We start from the raw sequence: 21,280 nt of genomic DNA, 5'->3' as shown, positions 1-21,280 counted from the left end.
CGGACGACGGGGGCCGGATGACGGGGTTCGTCTTCGCACGCGCGCGTGCGCACCGCCTGCTGCTGGGCGCCGCGCTGCTCACCGTGGTGCTGACCACCACGGTCCTCGCGACGCTCACGGCGTACGCGGGCGCGATCGGCGACGCGGCCGTGCGCCACGCGCTGGCCGACCCGGGCACGGCGGCCGACGCGGCGCTGATCGTCAAGGCCGACGTGCCGCCGGATGAGCGCGCCGCCGCCGACCGCGCCGTACGCGAGGAGGCCGGGCGGGCCTTCGACGGCCTGCCGCTGACGGTACGGACGCTGCGCCGCTCGGGACCGTACGCGCTGCCCGCCTCGCTGCGGCCGCCCGCGCACCGCTCCGGCGACCCGGACCTCACCTACCTCGCGGCCCTCGACCGCACCCGGCTCCGCCTGACGGAAGGCCGCTCACCGCGCCCGGCGGGCTCCGGCGGCACCATCGAGGTCGCCCTCCCGGGGACCGCCGCGCGCCTCCTGCGCCTGCGCCCCGGCGACCGGCTCACCCTCCCCGACCGGCTGGGCGGCCCGGCGCTGCGGGTGCGGATCAGCGGGCTGTACCGGCCGGTGTCGGCGACGGCGCCGTACTGGCGCCTCGACGATCTGCTGGGCCGGGGGGTGAAGGAGTCCGGCTTCACGACGTACGGCCCGCTGCTCGCCGACCCCTCGGTGTTCACCGGCGGCCGGGTCAGCGCGGGCACGACGGCGTGGCTGGCCTCGGCGGACTTCGCGGGGATGACGACGGGGCGGATCGGGCGGCTGCGGACGGCGGCGCGGGCGGGCGGCACGGCCCTGCGCGCCCGCGCGGAGCTGCACGGCGCGACGACGGTGCGGACCGGGCTGCCGGAGGCGCTGGACCGGATCGACCGCTCGCTGCTGGTCGCCCGCTCGACCCTGCTGATCGCCGCCCTCCAGCTCGTGGTGCTCGCCGGGTACGCGCTGCTGCGGGTGGCCCGGCTGCTCGGCTCCGAACGGGCCGCCGAGACAGGCCTGTTGCGCGCCCGGGGCGCTTCCGGCGCGCGCCTCGCGCTGCTGGCCGCCGCGGAGGCGCTGCTGCTGGTGCTGCCCGCCGCCGTCCTCGCCCCGCTCCTGTCCACCCCGCTGGCCAGGGTGCTGGCCGCCCATGGTCCGCTGTCCCGGCTGGGCCTCCACCTCACGCTCCCGGTCACGGGCCGGCCCGCCGTCTGGCTGGTCGCCGTGGTGGTGTCCTCGGGGTGCGCGGTGGCGATGGCGGTCATGGGGGGCGGGGCGCGCGCCGTCGCACCACGGCGCGCCCGTTCCGGCGCGCTTCCCGCCTCCGTGCGCGCCGGAGCCGACCTGGCGCTGCTCGCCGTGGCGGCCGTCGCGTACGCGGAGTCGAGGCGGGAGGGCGCCGGCGGGGTGGCCGCGGACCGCTCGGGGGCGCTCGGGGTGGATCCCCTGCTGGTGGCCGCGCCCGCGCTGGCGCTGCTCGCCGGGACCGTGCTGACGCTGCGGCTGCTGCCGTCGGTGGCGCGGCCGGCGGAGCGGTGGGCGGCGCGCGGGCGGGGACTGTCCATGGCGCTGGCGGCCCTGCGGTTCAGCCGGCGCACCGCGCGCGGCGCCGGTCCGGTGCCGCTGCTCGTCCTCACCGTGGCGCTCGGGGTGCTCGCCCTCGGACAGGCCGCCTCCTGGCACCGCTCGCAGGACGACCAGGCCGACTTCCGCGCGGGCGCGCCGGTCCGGCTGACGGCCGCCGGGGCGGGCGGGCTCGGCAGCACGGACGGGTACGCGCGCCTGCCGCACGTCCGCGCGGCTGCCCCGGCCTTCCGTGCCGAGCAGCCACTGTCCGGCGACCGCACGGCGACGGTGCTGGCCCTGGACACCCGGCGGGCGGCGGACGCGGTGCTGCTGCGCCCCGACCTCGCGGACACCCCGACCCGTCCGCTGCTCGCCCGGGTGGCCTCCGACGGCTCCCCGGCCGGCACCCGGGTGCCCGCGGGCACGGCCGGGCTGCGGCTGACGGCGACCCTGGGCAGCTCGGCCGGGCCGGGGCTGGACACGGACGTGACGGTGACGCTGACGGACGCGTACGGGGTGTCGTACCGGATGCCGTTCGGGCAGCTCCCCGCCGACGGCAGGCCGCACACGCTGCGTCTCGACGTGAGCGCGGCCCGCGGGGCGCTGACCCTCACGGGCCTCCAGCTGGAGCTGATCCAGCCGCCCGCCCGCGCCCGGCACCGGCTCGTGCTGAGCGGGCTGACGGCGACGGGCGCGGACGGCCGCGCACACGGGCTGGCGCTGCCGGCCCGCTGGACCACGGCCGCGGACGCCGGGGGCGACGCCGTCCCGAACTCCGCCACCAGCCCGACCCGCCCCCGGCTGGCCGGCACCCGTCCCCCGACCTTCACCTACGGCACCGGTTACCTCCCGGCGGCCGACGAGTGGCGCGTCGCCTCCGTCACCATCCGCCTCCAGGTCCCGCAGCCCGCGCCCGCCGCGATCCCGGCCCTCGTCACCGACCGCTACCTCGCCTCGGCCGACGCCCGCCCCGGACAGCGCGTCGACCTGATGCTCGCCGGCCACCCGGTGCCGATCCGGATCGTCCGCGCGGTGCGGGCCCTGCCGACCACCGGCGACGACGGCGGCGCCGTCCTCCTCGACCTCCGCGCCCTGAACCGGTTCCTCCAGTCCCGCTACGGCGACGGCGCGCCGCCCACGGAGTGGTGGCTGGCCACGGGCGACGCGCGCCACGTCGCCTCCGCGCTGCGCGCGTTGCCGGACATCGACCCGGCGCAGGTGGTGGTCCGCGACGAGATCGCCGCCCGGCTCCGCGACGACCCCTTCGGCGCGGGCCCCGCGGCCGCGTGCACGGCGACGGCCGTGGCGGCGGCCGTCCTGGCGGCGCTGGGCTTCGCGGTGGGCGCGGCGGCGACCCGGCGCGCCCGCGAGGCCGAGTCCGCCGTGCTGCACGCCCTGGGCGCCCCGCGCCGCCGGCTGACCCGCGCCGTCGCCGCCGAACAGACGGTCCTGGTGGCGCTGGCCCTGGGATTGGGCCTCGCCCTGGGCACGGCGGTGGCCCACGCCGTCCTCCCCCTGATCACCCTGACCGCCGACGCCACCCGCCCCGCGCCACCGCTGCTGGTCCGACTCCCGCTCCTCCAGGTGGGGTTGCTGCTCGTGGCGGTCGCCGCGCTTCCCCTGGCCCTGACGGCTCTGCCGGCGCTCCGCCGCCCGGACCCGAACCTGGTCCTGCGCACACCGGGAGGTGAGTGAGATGGCCCGGCCGCCACGAGGCGTCGTCGCCCCCTGGGTGCGGACGCGGCTGCGGGCCGCTCCCGCGGCCGCCGGAGCGCTCGCGCTGCTGGTGGCGCTGGCCGCCTGCCTGGCGGGGGCGTATCCGCGGGCGGTCGACCGGTACGAGGACGCGGCGCTGCGCGGGACTCTCACCCGGGCACCGGCCGATCGCACCACCGTGCAGGTGGTGGCGCCCCAGCCGGACCTGGGGCTGCCGGCCGACCGACGGGCCGCCGCGCTGCGCCCCGTCGCGCTGGAGCGGCAGTACGCCGAGCTCCTCACCACGCCCACCGCCCCGCTGGCCGTCGACCGCGCGCAGTCGATGTACGGCGTCGCCGGACGCCTGGAACTGCCGGTGCCCGACCCCTGGCTGCCGCGGCCGAGCGGACTGCCCGCCCGGATCTCGCTGTTCGCGCCGAGCGGTCTCGCCGACCACGCCCGCGTCCGCACCGGCCGGCTGCCGCGCGCCGCGCGCCCGGTGGACGCGGCCACCCCCGAGGTGGAGGCCGCCGTGACCGCCGCCACCGCCGCCGACCTGCACATCGAGGTGGGTTCGGTCCTCCACGTACCGGCACAGGACCGGCCCCCGCTGCGCGTCCGCGTCACCGGCATCCTCCTCCCCCGCGACCCCGGGGGCGCCTACTGGTCGACCGTCCCGCGCCTGCGCACCCCCGCCCTGATGACCGTCGCGACCCCCGGCGGGGACCCGCCGAGGTACTGGCTCGGCACCCTGCTCCTCCCCCAGGAGGCCGCGCCCGCCCTGCTCGGCACGGGCATGGACCCCATCCGCTACTGGTTCCTCGCCCCCGACCTCGCCGCCCCGCACGCCCACGAGCTCGGCCGGCTGACGTCGGCCGTGGCCGCCCTGGAGTCCGGCCCCGGTCTGCGCCGCGCCCGCGCCACCACCGGCAGCAACAGCACCGACATCGCCACCCGGCTGGACGACACCCTCGCTTCCTTCGCCCGGCTCCGGGCCGGCACCGCCCCGCTGGTCGCCCTCGCCGCGGCGGGCGCCGCCACCGTCGTCGCCGTCGTCCTGCTCATGGCCGGCGCCCTGGCCGCCGACCGCCGCCGCGCCGAACTCGCCCTGCTCCGCGCCCGCGGCGCCGCCCTCCCCGCGCTCGCCGGGCGGCTGCTGGCCGAGACCGCCGTGATCGCCGTACCGTCCGGCGCGCTCGGCCTGGCCGCGGCCCTGCTCGCGGTGCCCGCGAGCCGCACCGCGTACCCCGTCGCCGCCGCGACCGCCGTCACCCTCACCGCCTGCGCCGCGCTCCCGCTGCGCGCCGCCTGGGCCCACCGCGCGGTACGGTCGACCGCCCCGCGCACGGACCTCGCGACCGTACGGCCCTCCCGGCGCCGTACGGTCGCCGAGCTGACGGTCCTGGTCCTGGCCGCCGGCGCGGCCTGGGCCCTGCGCCGACGGGGCGTGACCGGCGACCAGTTGACGGCGCTGGCCCCCGTCCTGGTCGGCGTCGTCGCCGCCCTCGTCCTGCTGCGTCTCCACCCCTTCCTCCTGCGCCGCCTCATCGGCCCGGCCGCCCGGCTGCGCGGCGTGGTGGCCCCCCTCGCCCTGGCCCGCGCGAGCCGCGCCCAGACCTCGGCGGTACTGCCCCTGCTCGCCCTGCTCACCGCGCTGACCACGGCCGCGTTCGGCGGCTCGGTGCTGGCGGGGGTGTCCGCGGCGCGGGACCGCGCGGCCCTGCTCACCGTCGGCGCCGACGCCCGCGTGGACGCCGACGCCCCGCTCCCCGCGACCGCGCCGGCCCGGGTGCGGGACGTGCCGGGGGTACGGTCCGTCGCCCCGGTCGGCATCGACTACCAGGCCAAGCCGATGGACGGGCAGGACCCGGTGCCCCTGGTGGGCGTGGAGCCGTACTCCTACGGCGTGTTGACCACCCGTACCGGCCTGGGCCCTTTCCGTGGCGCCGAGCTGAGACCGGCCGGGAGCGGCAGGACCGCGCTCCCCGCCGTCGCCTCCCCCGCCGTCGCCGCGGAGTTCGGCACCCGGCGCCCCTTCGCGGTCCGGCTGGCGGACGGCAGCACGGTCACGGTCCGCATCACCCTGGTCCGCGACAGCACCCCGGCGCTGCCCGGCGCGGACTTCCTCGTCGTCGACAGAGCGGGCCTGCCCGCCCCCGCGAACCGGCCGACCGCCCTGTTCCTGACGGGTGAGGGACTGGACGGGGCCGCGCTGCGACGCGCGGCCGGTTCCTCGGCCGCCGTCCACCTGCGCACCACGGAACGCGCCCGGTACGAGACCTCCCCGCTCCAGTCCGGCGCCGAGCACGTCTACACGGCGGCGGTGGCGGCGGGCGCGGTCTTCGCCGTACTCGCCCTCCTGCTGGCCCTGTCGCGGGCCGCCCCCGAACGCGCCGCCCTGCTCGCCCGGCTGCGGACCATGGGCCTCACCCGGGCCGAGGGCCGCCGCCTGCTGATCCTGGAGTCGCTGCCCCAGTCCGCCCTCGCGGCGGCCGCGGGCGCCCTGACCGGCTGGTCCACGACGCGCCTCCTGTCCCCCGCGATCGACCTCACCGCCGTGGCCCTGCCCGACACCGCCCTCACCTCGGCCCGCCTGCGCCCCGACCCCTGGTCTCTGACCGTCCCGGCCCTGCTGGTCCTGGCCCTGACGGCCGGCGTGGCCGCGGCTCAGGCCTGGTGGACGAGCCGCCGGGGCTCGGTGCCCGAACTCCGGGCGGGCGACGCGCGATGACCGCACGCACCCGCGGTGAGCCGCGCCGCCCCGGCCGCGGGCGACAGCGGCGCGGGACACCCCTTCACCGAGGAGCACCTCATGACCACCGCCACCGCCACCGACTCCGGCCCCGGCCCCGGCCCCGGCCCCGCCCTGATCACCTGCGACCGCCTCGTCCGTGTCTTCAGCACCGCCGGTGTCGAGGTGCAGGCCCTCCAGGGCCTCAACCTCGTCGTCCGCGAGGGGGAACTCATGGCCCTCGTCGGGGCGTCCGGCAGCGGCAAGTCCACGCTGATGAACATCCTCGCCGGCCTGGACACCCCCACCGCCGGCGCCGCCCGCGTCGCCGACCGCGACCTGCTCACCATGACCGCCGCCGACCGCCTGTCCTACCGCCGCGAAACCGTCGGCTTCGTGTGGCAGCAGACCTCCCGCAACCTGCTCCCCTACCTGACCGCGGCCCAGAACGCCGCCCTCCCCCTCCAGCTCGCGGGCTCCCGAAGGCACCGCGGCCGCCGCATCCGCGCGCAACGTGCCCTGGAACTGCTGGAGTTGCTGCACGTCGCCGACTGCCGCGACCGCCACCCCCACGAGCTGTCCGGCGGCCAGCAGCAACGTGTCGCCATCGCCGTGGCCCTCGCCAACAACCCCGCCGTGCTCCTCGCCGACGAGCCCACCGGCGAACTCGACTCCGGCACCGCCGCCCAGATCTTCGACGCGTTCCGCACGGCGAACGAGACCCTCGGCACCACCATCGTGATCGTCACCCACGACCAGGCCGTGGCCGGCGAGGTCCGCCGCACGGTCGCCATCCGGGACGGCCGCACCTCCACCGAGGTACTGCGCCGCAGCGAGGTCGACGCCGGCACCGGCCGCGAGACGGTCGTCGCCCGCGAGTACGCCATGCTCGACCGCGCCGGCCGCCTCCAGTTGCCCGCCGACTACGTCCGCGCCCTGGACATGCGCGACCGCGTCGCACTGGAACTGGAGACCGACCACATCGCCGTACGCCCCGACGACAGCGGGGAGGGCAGGGCCTGAAAAGGGGCCTTGGAAGGAGAAAACCGAAAGGAGAAGGCCGGAAGGAGAAGGCCGGGGAAAGAGGCCGGGGGCAGAGGCCGGCGGCTCAGCCGCTCACGCTGACGCCCAGCGCGCCGAGGGAGCCGAGCGTCCCCGCCCGCCGCACCGCGATCGAACCGTACGGCGTGCGCAGCCGCAGCCACGTACCCGAGGACAGCAGCCCGATGCCGGCCGCCGCCGTGCCCGGTCGCAGGAAGCCCAGGGAGTGCGCCGCGTGCACGGCGCGCACGGGCAGCCCGGTGCGCCCCAGCTCGCGGGACCAGATGTCCCGCCCGATCCGGTCCAGCTCCGCACGGGTACGCCGCTCGGGCGCCAGTTCCTCGGTACGCGCCCGGAACTCACCGACCGCCGCGGCGACCGTCGCCCGCAGCGCGTCCGGCGCCGGCAGCCCCGGCTCGGCCCGCCAGCCACCGCGCGGCGGCAGCACACCGGCCCACGGCGGCCCGGTGACCGCGCCCGGCACGGCCGCGGTGGCCGCCCGCTCGCTCACCGACTCCAGCAGCTCACCCGCGGAGACGGTGACGTCGAGGGTGGCGTCGAGACCGTGCTCGTACGGCTTCACGAGCCGTACCGCGCGCACCGCGAGCACCTCGAAGGACGGCGGCCGGCCGAAGACGGCGAGCGCGGTGCCGGTCGCCTGGAGGCGCACCGCGGCACCGCGGTCGTAGTGGAGCAGCCGGGAGAGGAAGGCGGCGAGGTCCGCCGCCTCCGTCTCGTCGACGAGGTGCAGCACCGTCATGCGGCGACGGCCTCGCCCTCTTCGGCGGCCTCGGCCGTCTCCTGGTACTGCTGGAGGAACTCGCGCTCCTCCGGGGTGATCCGGCGCGGCCGCTGGGCCTCGAAGTCGAACGGCACGACGACCGTCGAGGCCCGCACGTACACCACGTCCGCGTCCTTCACCTCGTAGGCGATGGTGAAGGACGCGGCCCGGATCTCGGTGATCCACAGCTCGATGTCCACCGGATGGTGCCGGTGGACGAGCTGGCGCTTGTAGTCGATCTCATGGCGCGCCACCACGGAGCCCTGCTGGAACTCCTTGTCCGGACGGAACAGGAAGTTGATCCGGGCCTCCTCCAGGTAGCGGAGGAAGACCACGTTGTTGACATGGCCGTAGGAATCCATGTCGGACCAGCGCAGCGGGCACGGGTAGATGTGGCGCAAGACCGATCAGCCCCGGGTGAGCTTCTTGTAGGTCGCCCGGTGCGGACGCGCTGCGTCCGCACCGAGACGCTCGACCTTGTTCTTCTCGTACGACTCGAAGTTGCCCTCGAACCAGAACCACTTGGAGTCACCCTCGTAGGCGAGGATGTGGGTGGCGACGCGGTCGAGGAACCAGCGGTCGTGGGAGACGACCACGGCGCAGCCGGGGAACTCCAGCAGGGCGTTCTCCAGGCTGGAGAGCGTCTCGACGTCGAGGTCGTTGGTGGGCTCGTCGAGGAGCAGCAGGTTGCCGCCCTGCTTCAGGGTGAGCGCGAGGTTGAGGCGGTTGCGCTCACCGCCGGACAGGACGCCGGCCGGCTTCTGCTGGTCCGGGCCCTTGAAACCGAAGGCGGACACGTAGGCGCGGCTGGGCATCTCGACCTGGCCGACGTTGATGTAGTCGAGCCCGTCGGACACGACCTCCCACAGCGTCTTCTTCGGGTCGATGTTGGCGCGGCCCTGGTCGACGTAGGAGACCTTGACGGTCTCGCCGACCTTGATGGTGCCGGAGTCGGGGGTCTCCAGGCCCTGGATCATCTTGAAGAGCGTGGTCTTGCCGGCGCCGTTCGGGCCGATGACGCCGACGATGCCGTTCCGCGGCAGCGTGAAGGACAGGCCGTCCACCAGGACCTTCTCGCCGAAGGCCTTGTTGAGCTTGTCGACCTCGACCACCACGTTGCCCAGGCGCGGGCCCGGCGGGATCTGGATCTCCTCGAAGTCCAGCTTCCGCATCTTGTCGGCCTCGGCGGCCATCTCCTCGTACCGGGCGAGGCGCGCCTTGGACTTGGCCTGACGCCCCTTGGCGTTCGACCGCACCCACTCCAGCTCGTCCTTGAGGCGCTTCTGCCGCTTGGCGTCCTTCTGGCCCTCGACCTTGAGGCGGGCGGCCTTGGTCTCCAGGTACTTGGAGTAGTTGCCCTCGTAGCCGTGCAGGCGGCCGCGGTCGACCTCGCAGATCCAGCCGGCGACGTTGTCCAGGAAGTACCGGTCGTGGGTGACGGCCACGACGGTGCCCGGGTACTTGGCCAGGTGCTGCTCCAGCCAGTTCACCGACTCGGCGTCGAGGTGGTTGGTGGGCTCGTCGAGGAGCAGCAGGTCGGGCTGCTCCAGGAGGAGCTTGCAGAGCGCGACGCGGCGCTTCTCGCCACCGGAGAGGTTGGTGACCGGCCAGTCGCCCGGGGGGCACCCGAGCGCGTCCATGGCCTGCTCCAGCTGGGCGTCGAGGTCCCAGGCGTTGGCGTGGTCCAGCTCCTCCTGGAGCTTGCCCATCTCCTCCAGCAGCGCGTCCGAGTAGTCGGTCGCCATCTGCTCGGCGATCTCGTTGAACCGGTCGAGTTTGCCCTTGGTCTCGGCGACGCCGTCCTGGACGTTCTCCAGGACCGTCTTGTCCTCGTCGAGCGGGGGCTCCTGCAGCAGGATGCCGACGGTGTAGCCGGGTGACAGGAACGCGTCACCGTTGGACGGCTGCTCCAGCCCCGCCATGATCTTCAGCACGGTCGACTTACCGGCACCGTTCGGACCGACGACGCCGATCTTGGCACCCGGAAGGAAGTTCAGGGTGACGTCGTCGAGGATCACCTTGTCGCCGTGCGCTTTGCGCGCCTTGCGCATGGTGTAAATGAACTCAGCCAAGAGAAACCGTCCGGCAACTTGAAATCTGGCAGTGGGCAGATACACCCCATCTTGCCGTACGGCCACCCCTGTGCGGAAACCCATTGCGGCGGGGGGCGCTGACCTGGGGTTTCCCTCCCGCCCTGGTGCCGAAGCCGTCACCGTCGGTCGTCATCGATCACCCTCAGCCGCGCTCACACGGCCCAGGACCGGGCCTCGCCCGGCGGGTCGCGGTCGGCGTGGACGCGTGCCATGGTGAAGACGACGCGGCGGATCGTGAGGGCCATCACACACGTCCCCACGGGAGAGCACCATGCGAAGACGACGAACCGTGCTGCTGACCACGCTCACCGTGTTCTTCTCCTCAGTCACCGTCCTTGGTCCCTGGCAGGCACAGGCCGAAACCTGGCACGTGTCGACCTATCTCACGAACAGGGCCTCCGGACTCGACGTCAGGCTGGAACCGAACACCTGCCAGAACCAGCCCTGCCTCAACGGCAAGGGTTTCGTACTGGGCTCCCGCGGCGACGACATGAACGTCGTGGACGTCACCGGCGGAAGCCAGATCAGGTGGTCCTCGACCAAGTGCCTGGACGCACAGGGCTCCACGAACGGGACACCTGTGGTCCTGGCCGACTGTGACGGCACGGCCAGCCAGTTCTGGAAGATCGAGGGCTTCTACGGCTCGGGCGCGGACCTCGGCGCATACCTCCTGGTCCACAGCAACAGCGGCCGCTGCCTCGACGCCCGGAACCCCGCCTTCCCCACCCCTCCGCCTGCCGGTGCGCGCCTACAGATCTGGGACTGCATCACCAAGCCGAACACCCCGTGGCACGTGAACCAGGATTGGGCCCTCGACTTCTGACCCGAGCAGGGGCTTGGTGCTCGGAATCAGCGAGCGGCGGAGACCTCAGTCGCTCGGTTGGTCCCGCCTGCGCAGGATGACCAGGACCGCGCCGCCGATGACCACCAGGCCTATGGCCGCGCCGGCGATCAGGGGGGTGAGGGCGGAGCCGCCGGTGGCGGCGAGGTCGGTGTCGTCGGGGGTGGGGGTGGCCAGGGGGGAGGGTTCGCCGACGGTCTGGGTGGTGGTCTTCGAGACGATCGTGCCCTGGATCTCGCAGTCCAGGACGCCGGTGAAGCGGCGGCTGAAGCCGTTCGGGCCGGTGATCGTGAAGTCGTAGCTCTGGTCCTCCTGGACGGGTACGGCGGTGGTACGGGTGGCGCCGGCCGGGACGGTGTGGTCGGTGCCCGTCAGGCGGAAGGTGAAGGGCTGGTCGCCCTTGTTGACGGCCGTGATGTCCACTGCGCCCTTGGCGCAGTCCTTGCGGGCCGACACGGCCGGTATCGCGCCCTGCGCCGCCCAGTCGGCCGTCGCGCTCGCGGAGACCGCGGACTCGCTGGAGCCCGCCAGGATCTGGGTCTGGCCGCGGCTGTCGGAGGCGAGGGCGCGGCCCACCGGGACGGTCGTCGACGCCTGCACCGTCAGCCGGGCGGAGCCGTCCGCCGCGTCCTTCGGGATGTCGAAGTAGATCCGGCTGCCGTTCTTCGCCGTCGTGAGCGGCTTGCCGGTCTTGTCGGTGATCCGCACGCCGCTGGTGGCCGCGTCCGCGGGCGGTATCACCGCGACGGCGCCCGCGTTGGTGTGCACGGTCACCGGTCCGACCACGGCCCCGGGGCGGCCGGAGACCGCGGACGGATCCAGGGTCAGCGACGCCCCCGGCTCGGCGGCGCTGCGGGCGTGGCGCTGGAGGTAGCCGGCGAGCTTCTGGGCCCCCGGGTCCACGGCGTCGACCTTGGCGTGGTCCGAGTACCGCCAGATGGCCACCTGGGTGCCGGCCGCCGCGTCCTGCTCGGTGAGGCCCCGTACTCCGGCCCGGCGGGCGAGCGCGGCGAGATCGTTGACCTGCGGGTAGGAGTGCTGGAGGATCCAGCGGATCCTGCCCGCGTCCCGGTTGGTGCCGAGCGAGGTGCCGCTCCAGGACGTCTCCTGGTAGCGGGCGTCGCGCTGGACCGGGCTGTGCAGGTCGACACCGTACGTCTGCAGGGTGCCGCCGCCGTCCACCGACATCTCGAACAGCCCCGCCGACACCCGCTGGTCGCCGCCCGCCCCGTGGACCACGGCCTCGCCGAAGGTCTTCAGGCCGTCCAGGGTGGCGCTCGCCCCGCCCTCGGTCTGCGGGGTCACATCGGCCGCGGCCGTACCCGCGCCGGACAGCACGCCGGCCGCCACGAGCCCGGACACCGTGGCGGTGGCGGCCAGGCGCGCCACGACGGTGGACCGGCGGAAACCGGAGAGCGCAGCAAGCACAGAATCCCCCTTCGAGCAGGACCCGTTGGACGCAGTCAGGCGGTCCCACCAGCAGAATCGACGGCCCCGAGGGGCACGCCCGGCATCCTATGGAGTCGGGCGAGGCCTCCCCCGTCGGTCGGATGATCCGATGGCGTTTCCGATCCGGAATCGTTATCGCCGGACCGCCCTTGAGCAGCGCTTATCGATAAATCCACCTGGGTGGACGGCTGATATCACGTCACTGTGGCTGGTTCTGCCGCCTGTTGGGCGTCGATGCCCTCCCCGGTGTCCGCGGGCCGCGGTGTCTCCCAGTCGGGCTCGGGCCGGTTCGCCGCGGCGGGGGTCTCCGGTTTCCCCGTGCGACGGAAGACCGCCGTACCCCGGGAGAGGTCATGACCGATCGCCGTGGCGTCGATGTCCGCCGACGCCCACTGCTGCTGCCCGTCGCGCACTTCCGTACGCACCCTCAGCCGGCCCTGGACGACCAACGGCTGCCCCACCTCCACCGACGCCATCGCGTTGGTGGCGAGCTGGCGGTTGGCCCACACCGTGAAGAAGTTGGTGTGCCCGTCCGTCCAGGCGCTCTTCTCCCGGTCCCAGTAGCGCGCGGTGGCCGCGAGCCGGAACCGGAGCGACGGCCCCGCCGCCAGCTCCCGGTACACCGGCGCGGTCGCCACATTGCCCACCACACAGACCACGGTCTCGTTCATCTTCTCGCTCCCCCTTCCCCGCCCGGCGCCTCCGGCCGGGCGGGCAGACGTACGGGCCCGTCCCGTACGGCGGCGTCTGCCACGCCCTCAGACTGCCTCCGCCGGGCCGGGCCCGCTGAGCGCTGTGGACCGTCCCCACGCCTGTGGAAAACTCCGCCACCCACACGAGCGACCACCCCGGGCAAAGACACCGGCCGACTCGATGTGCCACCAACTCACCGCCGTCGCCGTCGAGTTCACCCCATCGCGGCCTCCGCCCGCACCACCCTCACGTACTGCTCCCGCACCTCCCCGTACCGCAACAGCTCCGACGCCACCGGATCCAGCACCCGCGCCCGGCCGCAGCTCGCGGCCGACTCGCGCAATCGCCGTTCCGCGTCCTGGCCGTACCGCCGCGCGGGCCCCCGCGCGGCCATCCGGCAGCCCCACTCCACCAGCGGACCGCCGATGATCCCGCACGCCATCAGCAGCACCGGAACCCCCAGGTTGGGCGCCATCACCCCGGCGATCTGCCCGATCAGCCACAGCCCTCCCGCGATCTGGAGCAGTGTCATCGCCGCCTGGACCAGTACCGCCGCCGGCCACCAGCCCGGCCGTGGCGGCCGTCCGGAGGGGCCCCCGGCCCGTACCGCCAGTTCGTCCAGCGCCTCCGGCAGCCCCTGCGCGCCGCGCACGGCCGCCTCGCGCACCGCCTGCGCCCACGGCACGGGCAGCCCGGCCGAGGCCCGGTCGGCCACCGTACGCACCGCCTGTTCCACGCGCTGCCGCGCCGTCGCCTCCTCGTCGGCCTGGGCGCGCGCCAGGTGCCGGCCGGTCGGTGCCGTGCCCCGCCCCTGGTACCAGCGCCACAGCCGCAGCCAGGGTGTGCCGCAGGCCCGGTTGGCGTTGCGCAGCCAGGCCCGTTCGGCGGCCTCGCCCGCCGCGGTGGCGCCCACCGCGTCCGCGAGCCGCGCGGCGAACTCCTCGCGCGCCTCCTCGCTGAGCCCGACCCGGCGCCCGGCGGCGTAGACGGGCCGCAGCCCGGCCGCGGCCGCGTCCACATCGGCGGAGACCCGGCGGGCCGCCGCGCCCCGCTCGGCCACGAACTCGCCGAGTGCCTCGCGCAGTTCGCCGACGCCGTCGCCGGTGAGCGCGGACAGCGCGAGCACGGTGGCACCCGGCTCCCCGTGCTCGCCGAGCGCCACGCCGTCCTCGTCCAGCAGCCGCCGCAGATCGTCCAGGACCTGGTCGGCCGCCTCTCCGGGCAGCCGGTCGACCTGGTTGAGCACGACGAACATGACCTCGGCGTGCCCGGCCATGGGGCGCAGATACCGCTCGTGCAGCACGGCGTCGGCGTACTTCTCCGGGTCGACCACCCAGATCACCGCGTCGACCAGCTCCAGGATCCGGTCGACCTGTTCCCGGTGCTGAACGGCGGCGGAGTCGTGGTCGGGCAGATCGATCAGGACCAGCCCGCGCAACTGCTCCTCCGACTCCGGGTTGTGCAGCGGACGGCGACGCAGCCGACCCGGGATGCCGAGCCGGTCGATGAGGGCCGCGGCGCCGTCGCTCCAACTGCACGCGATCGGGGAGGCGGTGGTCGGGCGCCGTACTCCCGTCTCCGAAATGGCCACTCCGGCAAGGGAGTTGAACAACTGCGACTTGCCGCTGCCGGTGGCGCCCGCGATGGCGACGACCGTGTGCCGGCCGGACAACTTGCGCCGGGCCGCCGCCTCGTCCAGTACCCGGCCCGCCTCGGCGAGGGTCTCACCGTCCAGCCGCGTCCGGGAGAGACCGACGAGTTCGCGCAGCGCGTCGAGGCGGGAGCGGAGGGGGCCCTCGTAGGCGAGGGGAACGGGGGCACTGGCGGCGGCGCCGCGGGCCGGGGCCGGGGCCGGCTCCAGGGGGGCGGCGAGCGCGGCGGAGGCGTCGGTGAGGCGGCGGGCGATGAGGCCGTCGTCCCAGGAGCCGGAGGAGCCGGAGGGAGCGGAGGGGGCGGAGGAGTCCGTGGAGGTCGGCGAGTCGGGGGAGTGAGCGGAGTCAGGGGGGGTCGCGGCGCCAGGGGTGGTGGTGCGGTCGGCGGCGGCGGTTCTGGGGGCCGGGGCTCCTTGGGGAGGGGACGTGCGGGAGGCGCGGGAGGAGGCGTCGGCTTCACCCTCGATCGGAGCCGCCGTTTCATCGTCTTCGGCGCCGGCCTCCGAATCCCCTTCGGCACCGGTCATCGGCGCACCTTCCACCTCCTCCGCCTCACCAGGATCCGCGTCGACCGCCGTACCGCCGTCGTCCCCCTCGGCCCTCTCGGCCCTCTCCGCCTCCTCGGCCTTCTCCCCCCGCTTCCCGAGATCGATGACCTCCGCGACCGCCCCCATGTGACCGTTGTAGCCACTTTGGCTGTCGTGACTGGTGTGACTGCTGTGACTGCTGGGGCCGGCGCGCTCAACACGATCCCCGGGGTCACCGTGATCCCCGGTCTCAGCGGGACCAGCGGAACCGACCGCATCGGCAGGCTCGACTGAATCGACGGGACGCCCGGAATCCACGGGACGCACGGAATCCACGGACTCGACGCGATCTGTGTGATCCATGTGCTCCTGGTCAGTGACGGCGGTCACCGGTCACCTCTCCTTCTGCAGTACGGACAGGGCGGCGATGAGTTCGGCCTGGGGTTCGGGATGGATGTCGAGGGCGTCGAGCGGGGCGAGGCGGCGCTCCCGTTCGCGGTGGATGACGCGGTCCACGTGCTCGGTGAGCAGTCGTTCGGCGCGGTCGCGCAGGCGCAGCGCGCCGTGCGCGCCGACCCGGTCGGCCAGCCGTTCGCCCGCGTGGCGCGCCCGGCGTCCGCCCAGCAGGGCGGTGGCGACGAGGGCCGCCACGGCCTCGGGGTCGGGCGCGACGCTGCGGTCCAGTTCCCGCACCTCGTCCTCGGCGTACTCCTCCAGCTCGCGCCGCCAGCGCCGTACCGCGAGGCCGATACGGTGCTCCGCGCTCTCCGGGGAGGGATCGTGTCCGGCGAGCCCGGGAGCCTCCGCGGCGGGCTCGCGGCGCCATGCCTCGGCCACCCGCTCGTCGGCGGCGGTGACGGCGCACAGCAGCAGGGCGGCGAGGCTCTCCACGAGGGCGTCGAGGAGTTCCCCCGCGCTGCAGTCCAAGGGGAAGGCGTGCCAGCGTTTGAGGGCGCCCCCGGCGAGTACGGCGCCGGACTGGAGGCGGTCGCGCAGGCGCGCGTGCTCGCTGTCGTACGCCCCCTCGACGGCGGTGGTGAGCCGGAAGGCGGCCGCGTACTGGGCGGCGGCGGCGCCGGCCAGCTCGGGCATGCGGGTCCTCAGCGAGTCGAGGAGGCCGTGGGCGGTACGGGCCATGACGTACTGCCGGGCGCCGGGGTCCTGGGCGTGCTGGACGAGCCAGGTGCGCAGGGGCGCGACGGCGGTGGTGGGCAGCAGGCCCGCGCTCCACACGGACTCGGGCAGCTCGGGCACGGTGAAGCGGGGTACGTCGCCGAGGCCGGCCTTGGTGAGCAGGGCGGCGTACTGCCGGGAGACCTCGGAGACGACCTGGTGGGGCACCCGGTCGAGGACGGTGACGAGGGTGGCGTCGTACTCCTTGGCGGTGCGCAGCAGGTGCCAGGGGACGGCGTCGGCGTAACGGGCGGCGCTGGTCACCATGACCCAGATGTCGGCGGCGCAGAGCAACTCGGCGGCCAGGACGCGGTTCTCGGCGACCAGGGAGTCGACGTCGGGGGCGTCGAGGAGGGCGAGGCCGCGCGGCAGGGTGTCGGCGGTCTCGATGCGCAGGGCACGGGCGGGATGCTCGCCGGGGAGCAGGAGATCGTCGTCGCGGGGGTCGTGGTGGGGCACCCAGACGCGCGCGAGGTCGGGCAGTACGCGCATGCCGCTGAACCAGTGGTGATCCGCCGGGTGGCAGACCAGCACCGGGGTGCGGGTCGTCGGCCTGAGCACGCCCGCCTCGCTCACGCGGCGCCCGACGAGCGAATTGACGAGGGTCGACTTCCCCGCGCCGGTCGACCCGCCGACGACGGCCAGCAGCGGCGCCTCGGGTGCCCGTAGTCTGGGTACGAGGTAGTCGTCCAGCTGGGCGAGGAGTTCGTCGCGGTTGGCACGCGCGCGTGGGGCCCCGGCAAGGGGCAGCGGAAAGCGTGCGGCGGCGACACGGTCGCGCAGAGCGGAGAGTGTGTCGAGCAGCTGAGGCCGTACGTCCAAGGTCACCACATGCGAAGAATGCCCAATTTTAGGGGAATTCTGAAGCATATGGACATGTCTGCGCGCCGACGGAACAGAAAGGGCGGATGGGGCGACTGGGACACGGGCGGGAGCCAGGCATAACGAGTGCACAACACCCGGTGGCGTCGGATGCCAAAAGCGCTGCACGATTCGTACCTGCCTGCGATTATCAGGACCGCTTCACCGAACCTCCACATCGAGCCACGGAGGCGAAGCGACAGGGTCGGCGAGCAGGGACCTTTATCCTTGGACGCGCCACCAGGCCCCCGTAGCTCAGCGGATAGAGCAGGCGCCTTCTAAGCGCTTGGCCGCAGGTTCGAGTCCTGCCGGGGGCGCCATCCGTTGCCCTCCCCTCGGGGAGGGCTTTTTGCTGGTCGGGGTGAGTGCGGCCGGGCGCGCGTCAGCCCCGGAAGCGCCTCTGACGATCAAGGGCGGACTCCGGGGCTGTCCGGCTGTCACCGGGTTCTCGCGGGTGGCCGTGTCGAATACGTGTCGAAGTTTCTGGGCCACCGAACCGGCCGGCGTACGACTCCTAGGGAAGATCTCCAGCCGCTTCGAGCCGCCTCTTCAGATCGGGCAGCTGTCCGTCGACACAGCGGGCGTAGGTGGCCAGGAGCACCGCGACGCTGTTCCCGGCCCACTCCGCCACCTGGGCGGGCGGGACGCCGTCGTTGAGCCACTTGGTCAGACGCGTGTTCCGGTTGTCGTACACGCGCCGCCCGGTGGGCGACTCGAAGACGTGGGGAGGCAGTACGGCCTTACGCGCACCGCGCCACGCCCGGCGGATGACGGAACCGGCGAGGATGCCGCCCGATTCGCCCTGGAACAGCAGATCACCCGGCTGGAGCTGTTCGTCCTCGATGTGCTGCCGCAGGATGCACGTCAGGGCCGGGTGCCTTGACACCGTGCGCGTCTCACCCACCGCACGGCCCTTCAGGTCCCGCTGCTCGTGGATCTCCCCCGTGTCGGTCCATTGCTTCCCGACCTCCGGAGTCGCCGTGTGGATCAGCAGCTCGCACCACTGGTCGTCGGCGCCGGGCTCGGGCAGGATCACGTCCTCCACTCGCATGGCCACGGCTTCCTCGGGTCGTGGACCGCAGTAGTACAGCGTGGCGAAGAAGGCGTGGAGCCGCTTGCCTCCGCGTGCCGGCGCCGGATCCAGTCGAGGATCGCCGCGGCCTGCTCCGGATTCAGCAACGAGCGTTCGTCCACACGAAGGCGTTGATGGCCGGGGCGAGGACGCTGTCGGCGAGCAGGAAACCGCCGAGCAGGAGTACGGCGATGAGCCAGGCGGGCGGGCGGATCAGCCTGACGCCGAGGTAGCCGACGGCGAGCAGCGCGAACCAGAGCGGGACCTGCAGGGCAGCAGGCGCCTGCCGAGGAGGCGTCGATACTCGGCATCCAGAAGGCCGCGCTCGTCACAAACATCCGGCGGACGTACTACAGCGACCAGGGGCGGCCCGCGGAGACAGCGGACATCGTGGTGCCCGCCGCCCATTGCGAGATCGTCTATGAGATCCCGATCAATTCTTGGCCGCTGCTCACAGCCCGACTTCTGACATCCACGACTGACATCAACGAGGCCGGACGGCAGTACACAGGGCGCCCCTGGGCGACCCTCGGATCAGCCGACGGCGGCGCCAGGGGCGGGCGTAGATCGAATTCCTGAAGCGGTGCTCAAAAGCGAGACACTCCGTTTCAGTCTTCGCCGTTTTGGAGAGAAGCCGGAAGCTCCCACCAGCCCGGATGCGACATTCGGCAAAGGCAGCCCTGGCAAGCGGGCCACTCGACGCGGTCAGTTCCACCATGACCAGTAGCGCACCAGCCGCCCGTGTTCTCAGTGCCTTCATACGCCCAGCCTGACGCGCTGACAGCTGGACATCGTGGCGCCTCGGCGATCGGTCTCGTCGCGGCCATCGCCGTGGACTGACGAGAGCAAAAAGTTGATCAAGGACCGTCGGGGCCGTCCTAGACGGCGCTACGCTCGGCGCGCTCTACGGCTCCATGCCGCAGCATCGGGGGAAGTGGCCGGGCGCGCCGGTCAAACGCATGCCGTTCTGGAATACGCCGCGCGCACTACTGGATGCACGCGCTGACCCCGTGGCAAGCATAGGCACTCCACGCGGACGGGCCCGCCCCGGAAAGAAGACACCTGTGAATCGAATCGCGCGCAGACGCGGCTGGCTCCCGATTCTCCTGGCCGGCGCGTTCGTGGCAGCGCTCCCGGCGGCAGCGGTCGCCGACGGGACCCCGATCGACCCGGCACTGCCGGCCCCCACCGTGCCGACAGGCACGGACTGCGGCAACGACAGCAGCCCGGCCTGGCATGTGCCGTCCGCCAACACCCCCGAGGGCATGACCGTCTACATAGGCATACCGCGGTCCACAGTCAACGGGGTGACCAATCAGGGAGTCGTCCACGCGTGGGACGTGGACGGTTCACAGACGGCGGACGGATCCGTCGACGGGGCGCCGGTGAGCTACCAATCCGTTTACGTCCCACTGTCGTTGACGGATGGGCACACCTACGCCTGGGACGCGTCGACGTACAACGGGACTGCGTACTCGGAGGCGACCGCGCCCTGCTACTTGAGGACGGACGCAAGCCGGCCCGTCACGCCGGTCGTAACCAACCCGGACTTCCCCCCGGCAGGCGACCCGGGGACGCCCACGAAGGCTGCCGGGCAGCCCTCCACCTTCAGCTTCAGCTCCAGCGACCCCCTGCCCGCCGGATGCACCCAGGCGGGAGCTCCGGACTGCCAGTCCAGCGGATTGGATCACTTCGAGTACGCCTGGGACCAGGAGCCCGGCATCGGAGCCGCCAGGGTTCCAGCGGACGCACAGGGCAAGGGCAGTGTGACAGCCGCCCTGACCTGGGGAACTCACACCCTCTACGTCGTCGGCGTTGATGCGGCCGGGAACGAGTCTCTGCCGTCGGCTGCCTACACGTTCTACGTTCCGTGGCAGCTCCCGCCGCCGAACCCCACCACAATCGACCTCACCGCCCCGGCGACAGCGGCCCGAGCGACCCAACTGACCGTGTCCGGCCAGTTGTCGGCAGCTCCGTACCCCTCTGGTGAGGCAGTCCACGTGGTCAAGAGCGACCTGGCCCACCCCGCGGGTGTGGCACTGCCAGATGCGCTGCTCGCCGCCGACGGCACCTTCCGCATCACCGATGTCCCGCAGGCCGGGGGAGCCAACATCTACACCGTGACCTACCCGGGTGACTCCACCCACCAGACTGTCACCGCATCTACGACCGTCCAGGTCTCCCGCAGCACCACTGCGGTGTCCATGACCACCAACGCCCCTTCGTACGCGTACGGTGCGACCGTCAAGGCCACCGCCCATCTCGGCACGACCTACAACGGCCGAACCCTCGCGATCTACGCCCAGCCCTACGGTGGCCAGAAGGCGCTGATCAAGACCGGCACGGTGGACAGCCACGGCAACCTCGCCACGAGCTACAAGATCACCCGCAAGACAACGTTCACCGCAGCATTCGCCGGGGACGACCGCTACGCCCCGGCCACGGCCGCCAGCACCGCGTCCAGCTATGCACAGGTATCCGAGTCGCTGAGCGGCTACTACGGGAGCACCCACTACGGCAGCATCTTCTACCGGGTCTACCACCACACCGCCAAGGCCACATTGAACGCTACGGTCGCCCCCAACAAGGCCGGCCAGTGCGTGCAGTTCCAAACTCAGCGGTACTACGGCGGCACCTGGCACACGCAGAGCACCTCCTCATGCCGCACGCTCAGCACCAAAAGCACCGCCAACGCGACCCTGAGCCTGACCATGACGGTCAACAGCAAGTTCCGTGTACGGGCCGAGTACGTCCACAGCAGCAAGGACACCGGCAACCTCAGCACATGGGGTGCCTGGCAGTACTTCACCGCCAGGCAGTGAGAAGCTGCCGCCTGAGCATTGCTTGACATAGCGTTACGAGGCCAGGCGGCGACACCAGCCAACAACGACAGAAGCCCACGGCTCCGACCTGGTCGGAGCCGTGGGCTTCTGTCGTCCCGCCGGTTGGCGAGACAGGTGATCAGTGGACCGGCAAGTCAGGCAAGGTGGCCCGTAAAGGAGCCCGGGTTCTTTCCCCTGAAGGGGAGCGGAACCTCACTGCCAGCAGTCACCAAGCTCAGCCGTCCCCGTCAGGGGGCGTTGGGGATCACTCACCGCTAGGAGGTCACCGCGAC

Annotated in this window: 13 protein-coding genes, 1 tRNA gene and 1 pseudogene; 7 read left to right on the top strand and 8 right to left on the bottom strand. The window is 73.3% G+C overall.

Annotation, left to right across the window (positions count from 1 at the left end; all coding sequences use genetic code 11):
* The first annotated feature begins 17 nt into the window (after positions 1-17).
* The 3 genes from AB0927_RS01655 to AB0927_RS01645 all read left to right on the top strand — a co-directional run bounded on the left by AB0927_RS01655 (position 18) and on the right by AB0927_RS01645 (position 7,005).
* Positions 18-3,251 carry an FtsX-like permease family protein gene (locus AB0927_RS01655; protein ID WP_366665442.1) on the top strand — a complete coding sequence of 1,078 codons (3,234 nt, stop codon included), beginning with the start codon at positions 18-20 and terminating at the stop codon, positions 3,249-3,251.
* Position 3,252: 1 nt separating this feature from the next.
* Positions 3,253-5,982 carry an FtsX-like permease family protein gene (locus AB0927_RS01650; protein WP_366665441.1) on the top strand — a complete coding sequence of 910 codons (2,730 nt, stop codon included), beginning with the start codon at positions 3,253-3,255 and terminating at the stop codon, positions 5,980-5,982.
* Between the two features lie 81 nt (positions 5,983-6,063).
* Complete coding sequence (locus AB0927_RS01645; RefSeq protein WP_366665535.1) at positions 6,064-7,005, top strand: ABC transporter ATP-binding protein; 942 nt, start codon at positions 6,064-6,066, stop codon at positions 7,003-7,005.
* An 85-nt stretch (positions 7,006-7,090) separates the two neighbouring features.
* On the opposite strand, the gene AB0927_RS01640 is transcribed toward AB0927_RS01645, so the two are convergent.
* Genes AB0927_RS01640 through ettA form a run of 3 tightly spaced genes read right to left on the bottom strand, consistent with a single transcriptional unit; the run spans position 7,091 to position 9,876 of the window.
* Positions 7,091-7,783: a hypothetical protein gene (locus tag AB0927_RS01640; RefSeq protein ID WP_366665440.1), complete on the bottom strand. Its 693-nt coding sequence runs from the start codon at positions 7,781-7,783 to the stop codon at positions 7,091-7,093.
* A complete protein-coding gene (locus AB0927_RS01635; RefSeq protein ID WP_366665439.1) occupies positions 7,780-8,205 on the bottom strand; it encodes a thioesterase family protein in 426 nt (141 codons plus the stop codon). The genes AB0927_RS01640 and AB0927_RS01635 overlap by 4 nt, the downstream gene beginning before the upstream one ends.
* A 6-nt stretch (positions 8,206-8,211) precedes the next feature.
* Positions 8,212-9,876, bottom strand: coding sequence for an energy-dependent translational throttle protein EttA (gene ettA, locus AB0927_RS01630; protein WP_366665438.1), 1,665 nt, complete (start codon positions 9,874-9,876; stop codon positions 8,212-8,214).
* A 292-nt stretch (positions 9,877-10,168) separates the two neighbouring features.
* Here ettA and AB0927_RS01625 point away from each other — a divergent pair, with 292 nt between their 5' ends.
* Positions 10,169-10,720: an RICIN domain-containing protein gene (locus AB0927_RS01625; RefSeq protein WP_366665437.1), complete on the top strand. Its 552-nt coding sequence runs from the start codon at positions 10,169-10,171 to the stop codon at positions 10,718-10,720.
* Between the two features lie 45 nt (positions 10,721-10,765).
* Here AB0927_RS01625 and AB0927_RS01620 read toward each other — a convergent pair whose 3' ends face one another.
* The 4 genes from AB0927_RS01620 to AB0927_RS01605 form a co-directional block, all read right to left on the bottom strand.
* On the bottom strand, positions 10,766-12,118 hold the full coding sequence (locus AB0927_RS01620) for a TQXA domain-containing protein (RefSeq protein WP_366665534.1): 1,353 nt from the start codon (positions 12,116-12,118) through the stop codon (positions 10,766-10,768).
* A gap of 263 nt (positions 12,119-12,381) precedes the next feature.
* The gene (locus tag AB0927_RS01615; protein ID WP_366665436.1) at positions 12,382-12,858 is read right to left on the bottom strand and encodes a single-stranded DNA-binding protein; all 477 of its coding nucleotides are present in this window, start codon (positions 12,856-12,858) and stop codon (positions 12,382-12,384) included.
* 236 nt (positions 12,859-13,094) lie between these two features.
* Entirely contained in the window at positions 13,095-15,206 is a 2,112-nt protein-coding gene (locus AB0927_RS01610) for a GTPase (RefSeq protein ID WP_366665435.1), read from the bottom strand.
* 246 nt (positions 15,207-15,452) lie between these two features.
* The gene (locus AB0927_RS01605; protein ID WP_366665434.1) at positions 15,453-17,063 is read right to left on the bottom strand and encodes a dynamin family protein; all 1,611 of its coding nucleotides are present in this window, start codon (positions 17,061-17,063) and stop codon (positions 15,453-15,455) included.
* Positions 17,064-17,337: 274 nt separating this feature from the next.
* Between AB0927_RS01605 and AB0927_RS01600 the strand changes: the two genes are divergently transcribed.
* A tRNA-Arg gene (locus AB0927_RS01600) sits at positions 17,338-17,413 on the top strand.
* A 194-nt stretch (positions 17,414-17,607) separates the two neighbouring features.
* Here AB0927_RS01600 and AB0927_RS01595 read toward each other — a convergent pair.
* Positions 17,608-18,144: a hypothetical protein gene (locus AB0927_RS01595; protein ID WP_366665433.1), complete on the bottom strand. Its 537-nt coding sequence runs from the start codon at positions 18,142-18,144 to the stop codon at positions 17,608-17,610.
* Between the two features lie 294 nt (positions 18,145-18,438).
* Here AB0927_RS01595 and AB0927_RS01590 point away from each other — a divergent pair.
* Together AB0927_RS01590 and AB0927_RS01585 are read left to right on the top strand one after the other, a co-directional pair.
* Positions 18,439-18,744, top strand: a pseudogene (locus AB0927_RS01590) (hypothetical protein); the annotation flags it as partial.
* Between the two features lie 485 nt (positions 18,745-19,229).
* On the top strand, positions 19,230-20,987 hold the full coding sequence (locus tag AB0927_RS01585; protein ID WP_366665432.1) for a hypothetical protein: 1,758 nt from the start codon (positions 19,230-19,232) through the stop codon (positions 20,985-20,987).
* Positions 20,988-21,280: the final 293 nt, after the last annotated feature.

It is taken from the genome of Streptomyces sp. NPDC048106 (assembly GCF_040706415.1).
Taxonomy (GTDB): Bacteria; Actinomycetota; Actinomycetes; order Streptomycetales; family Streptomycetaceae; genus Streptomyces.
Note: the sequence above shows the minus strand (reverse complement) of the source record. Positions and strands in the feature narration are given on the sequence as shown.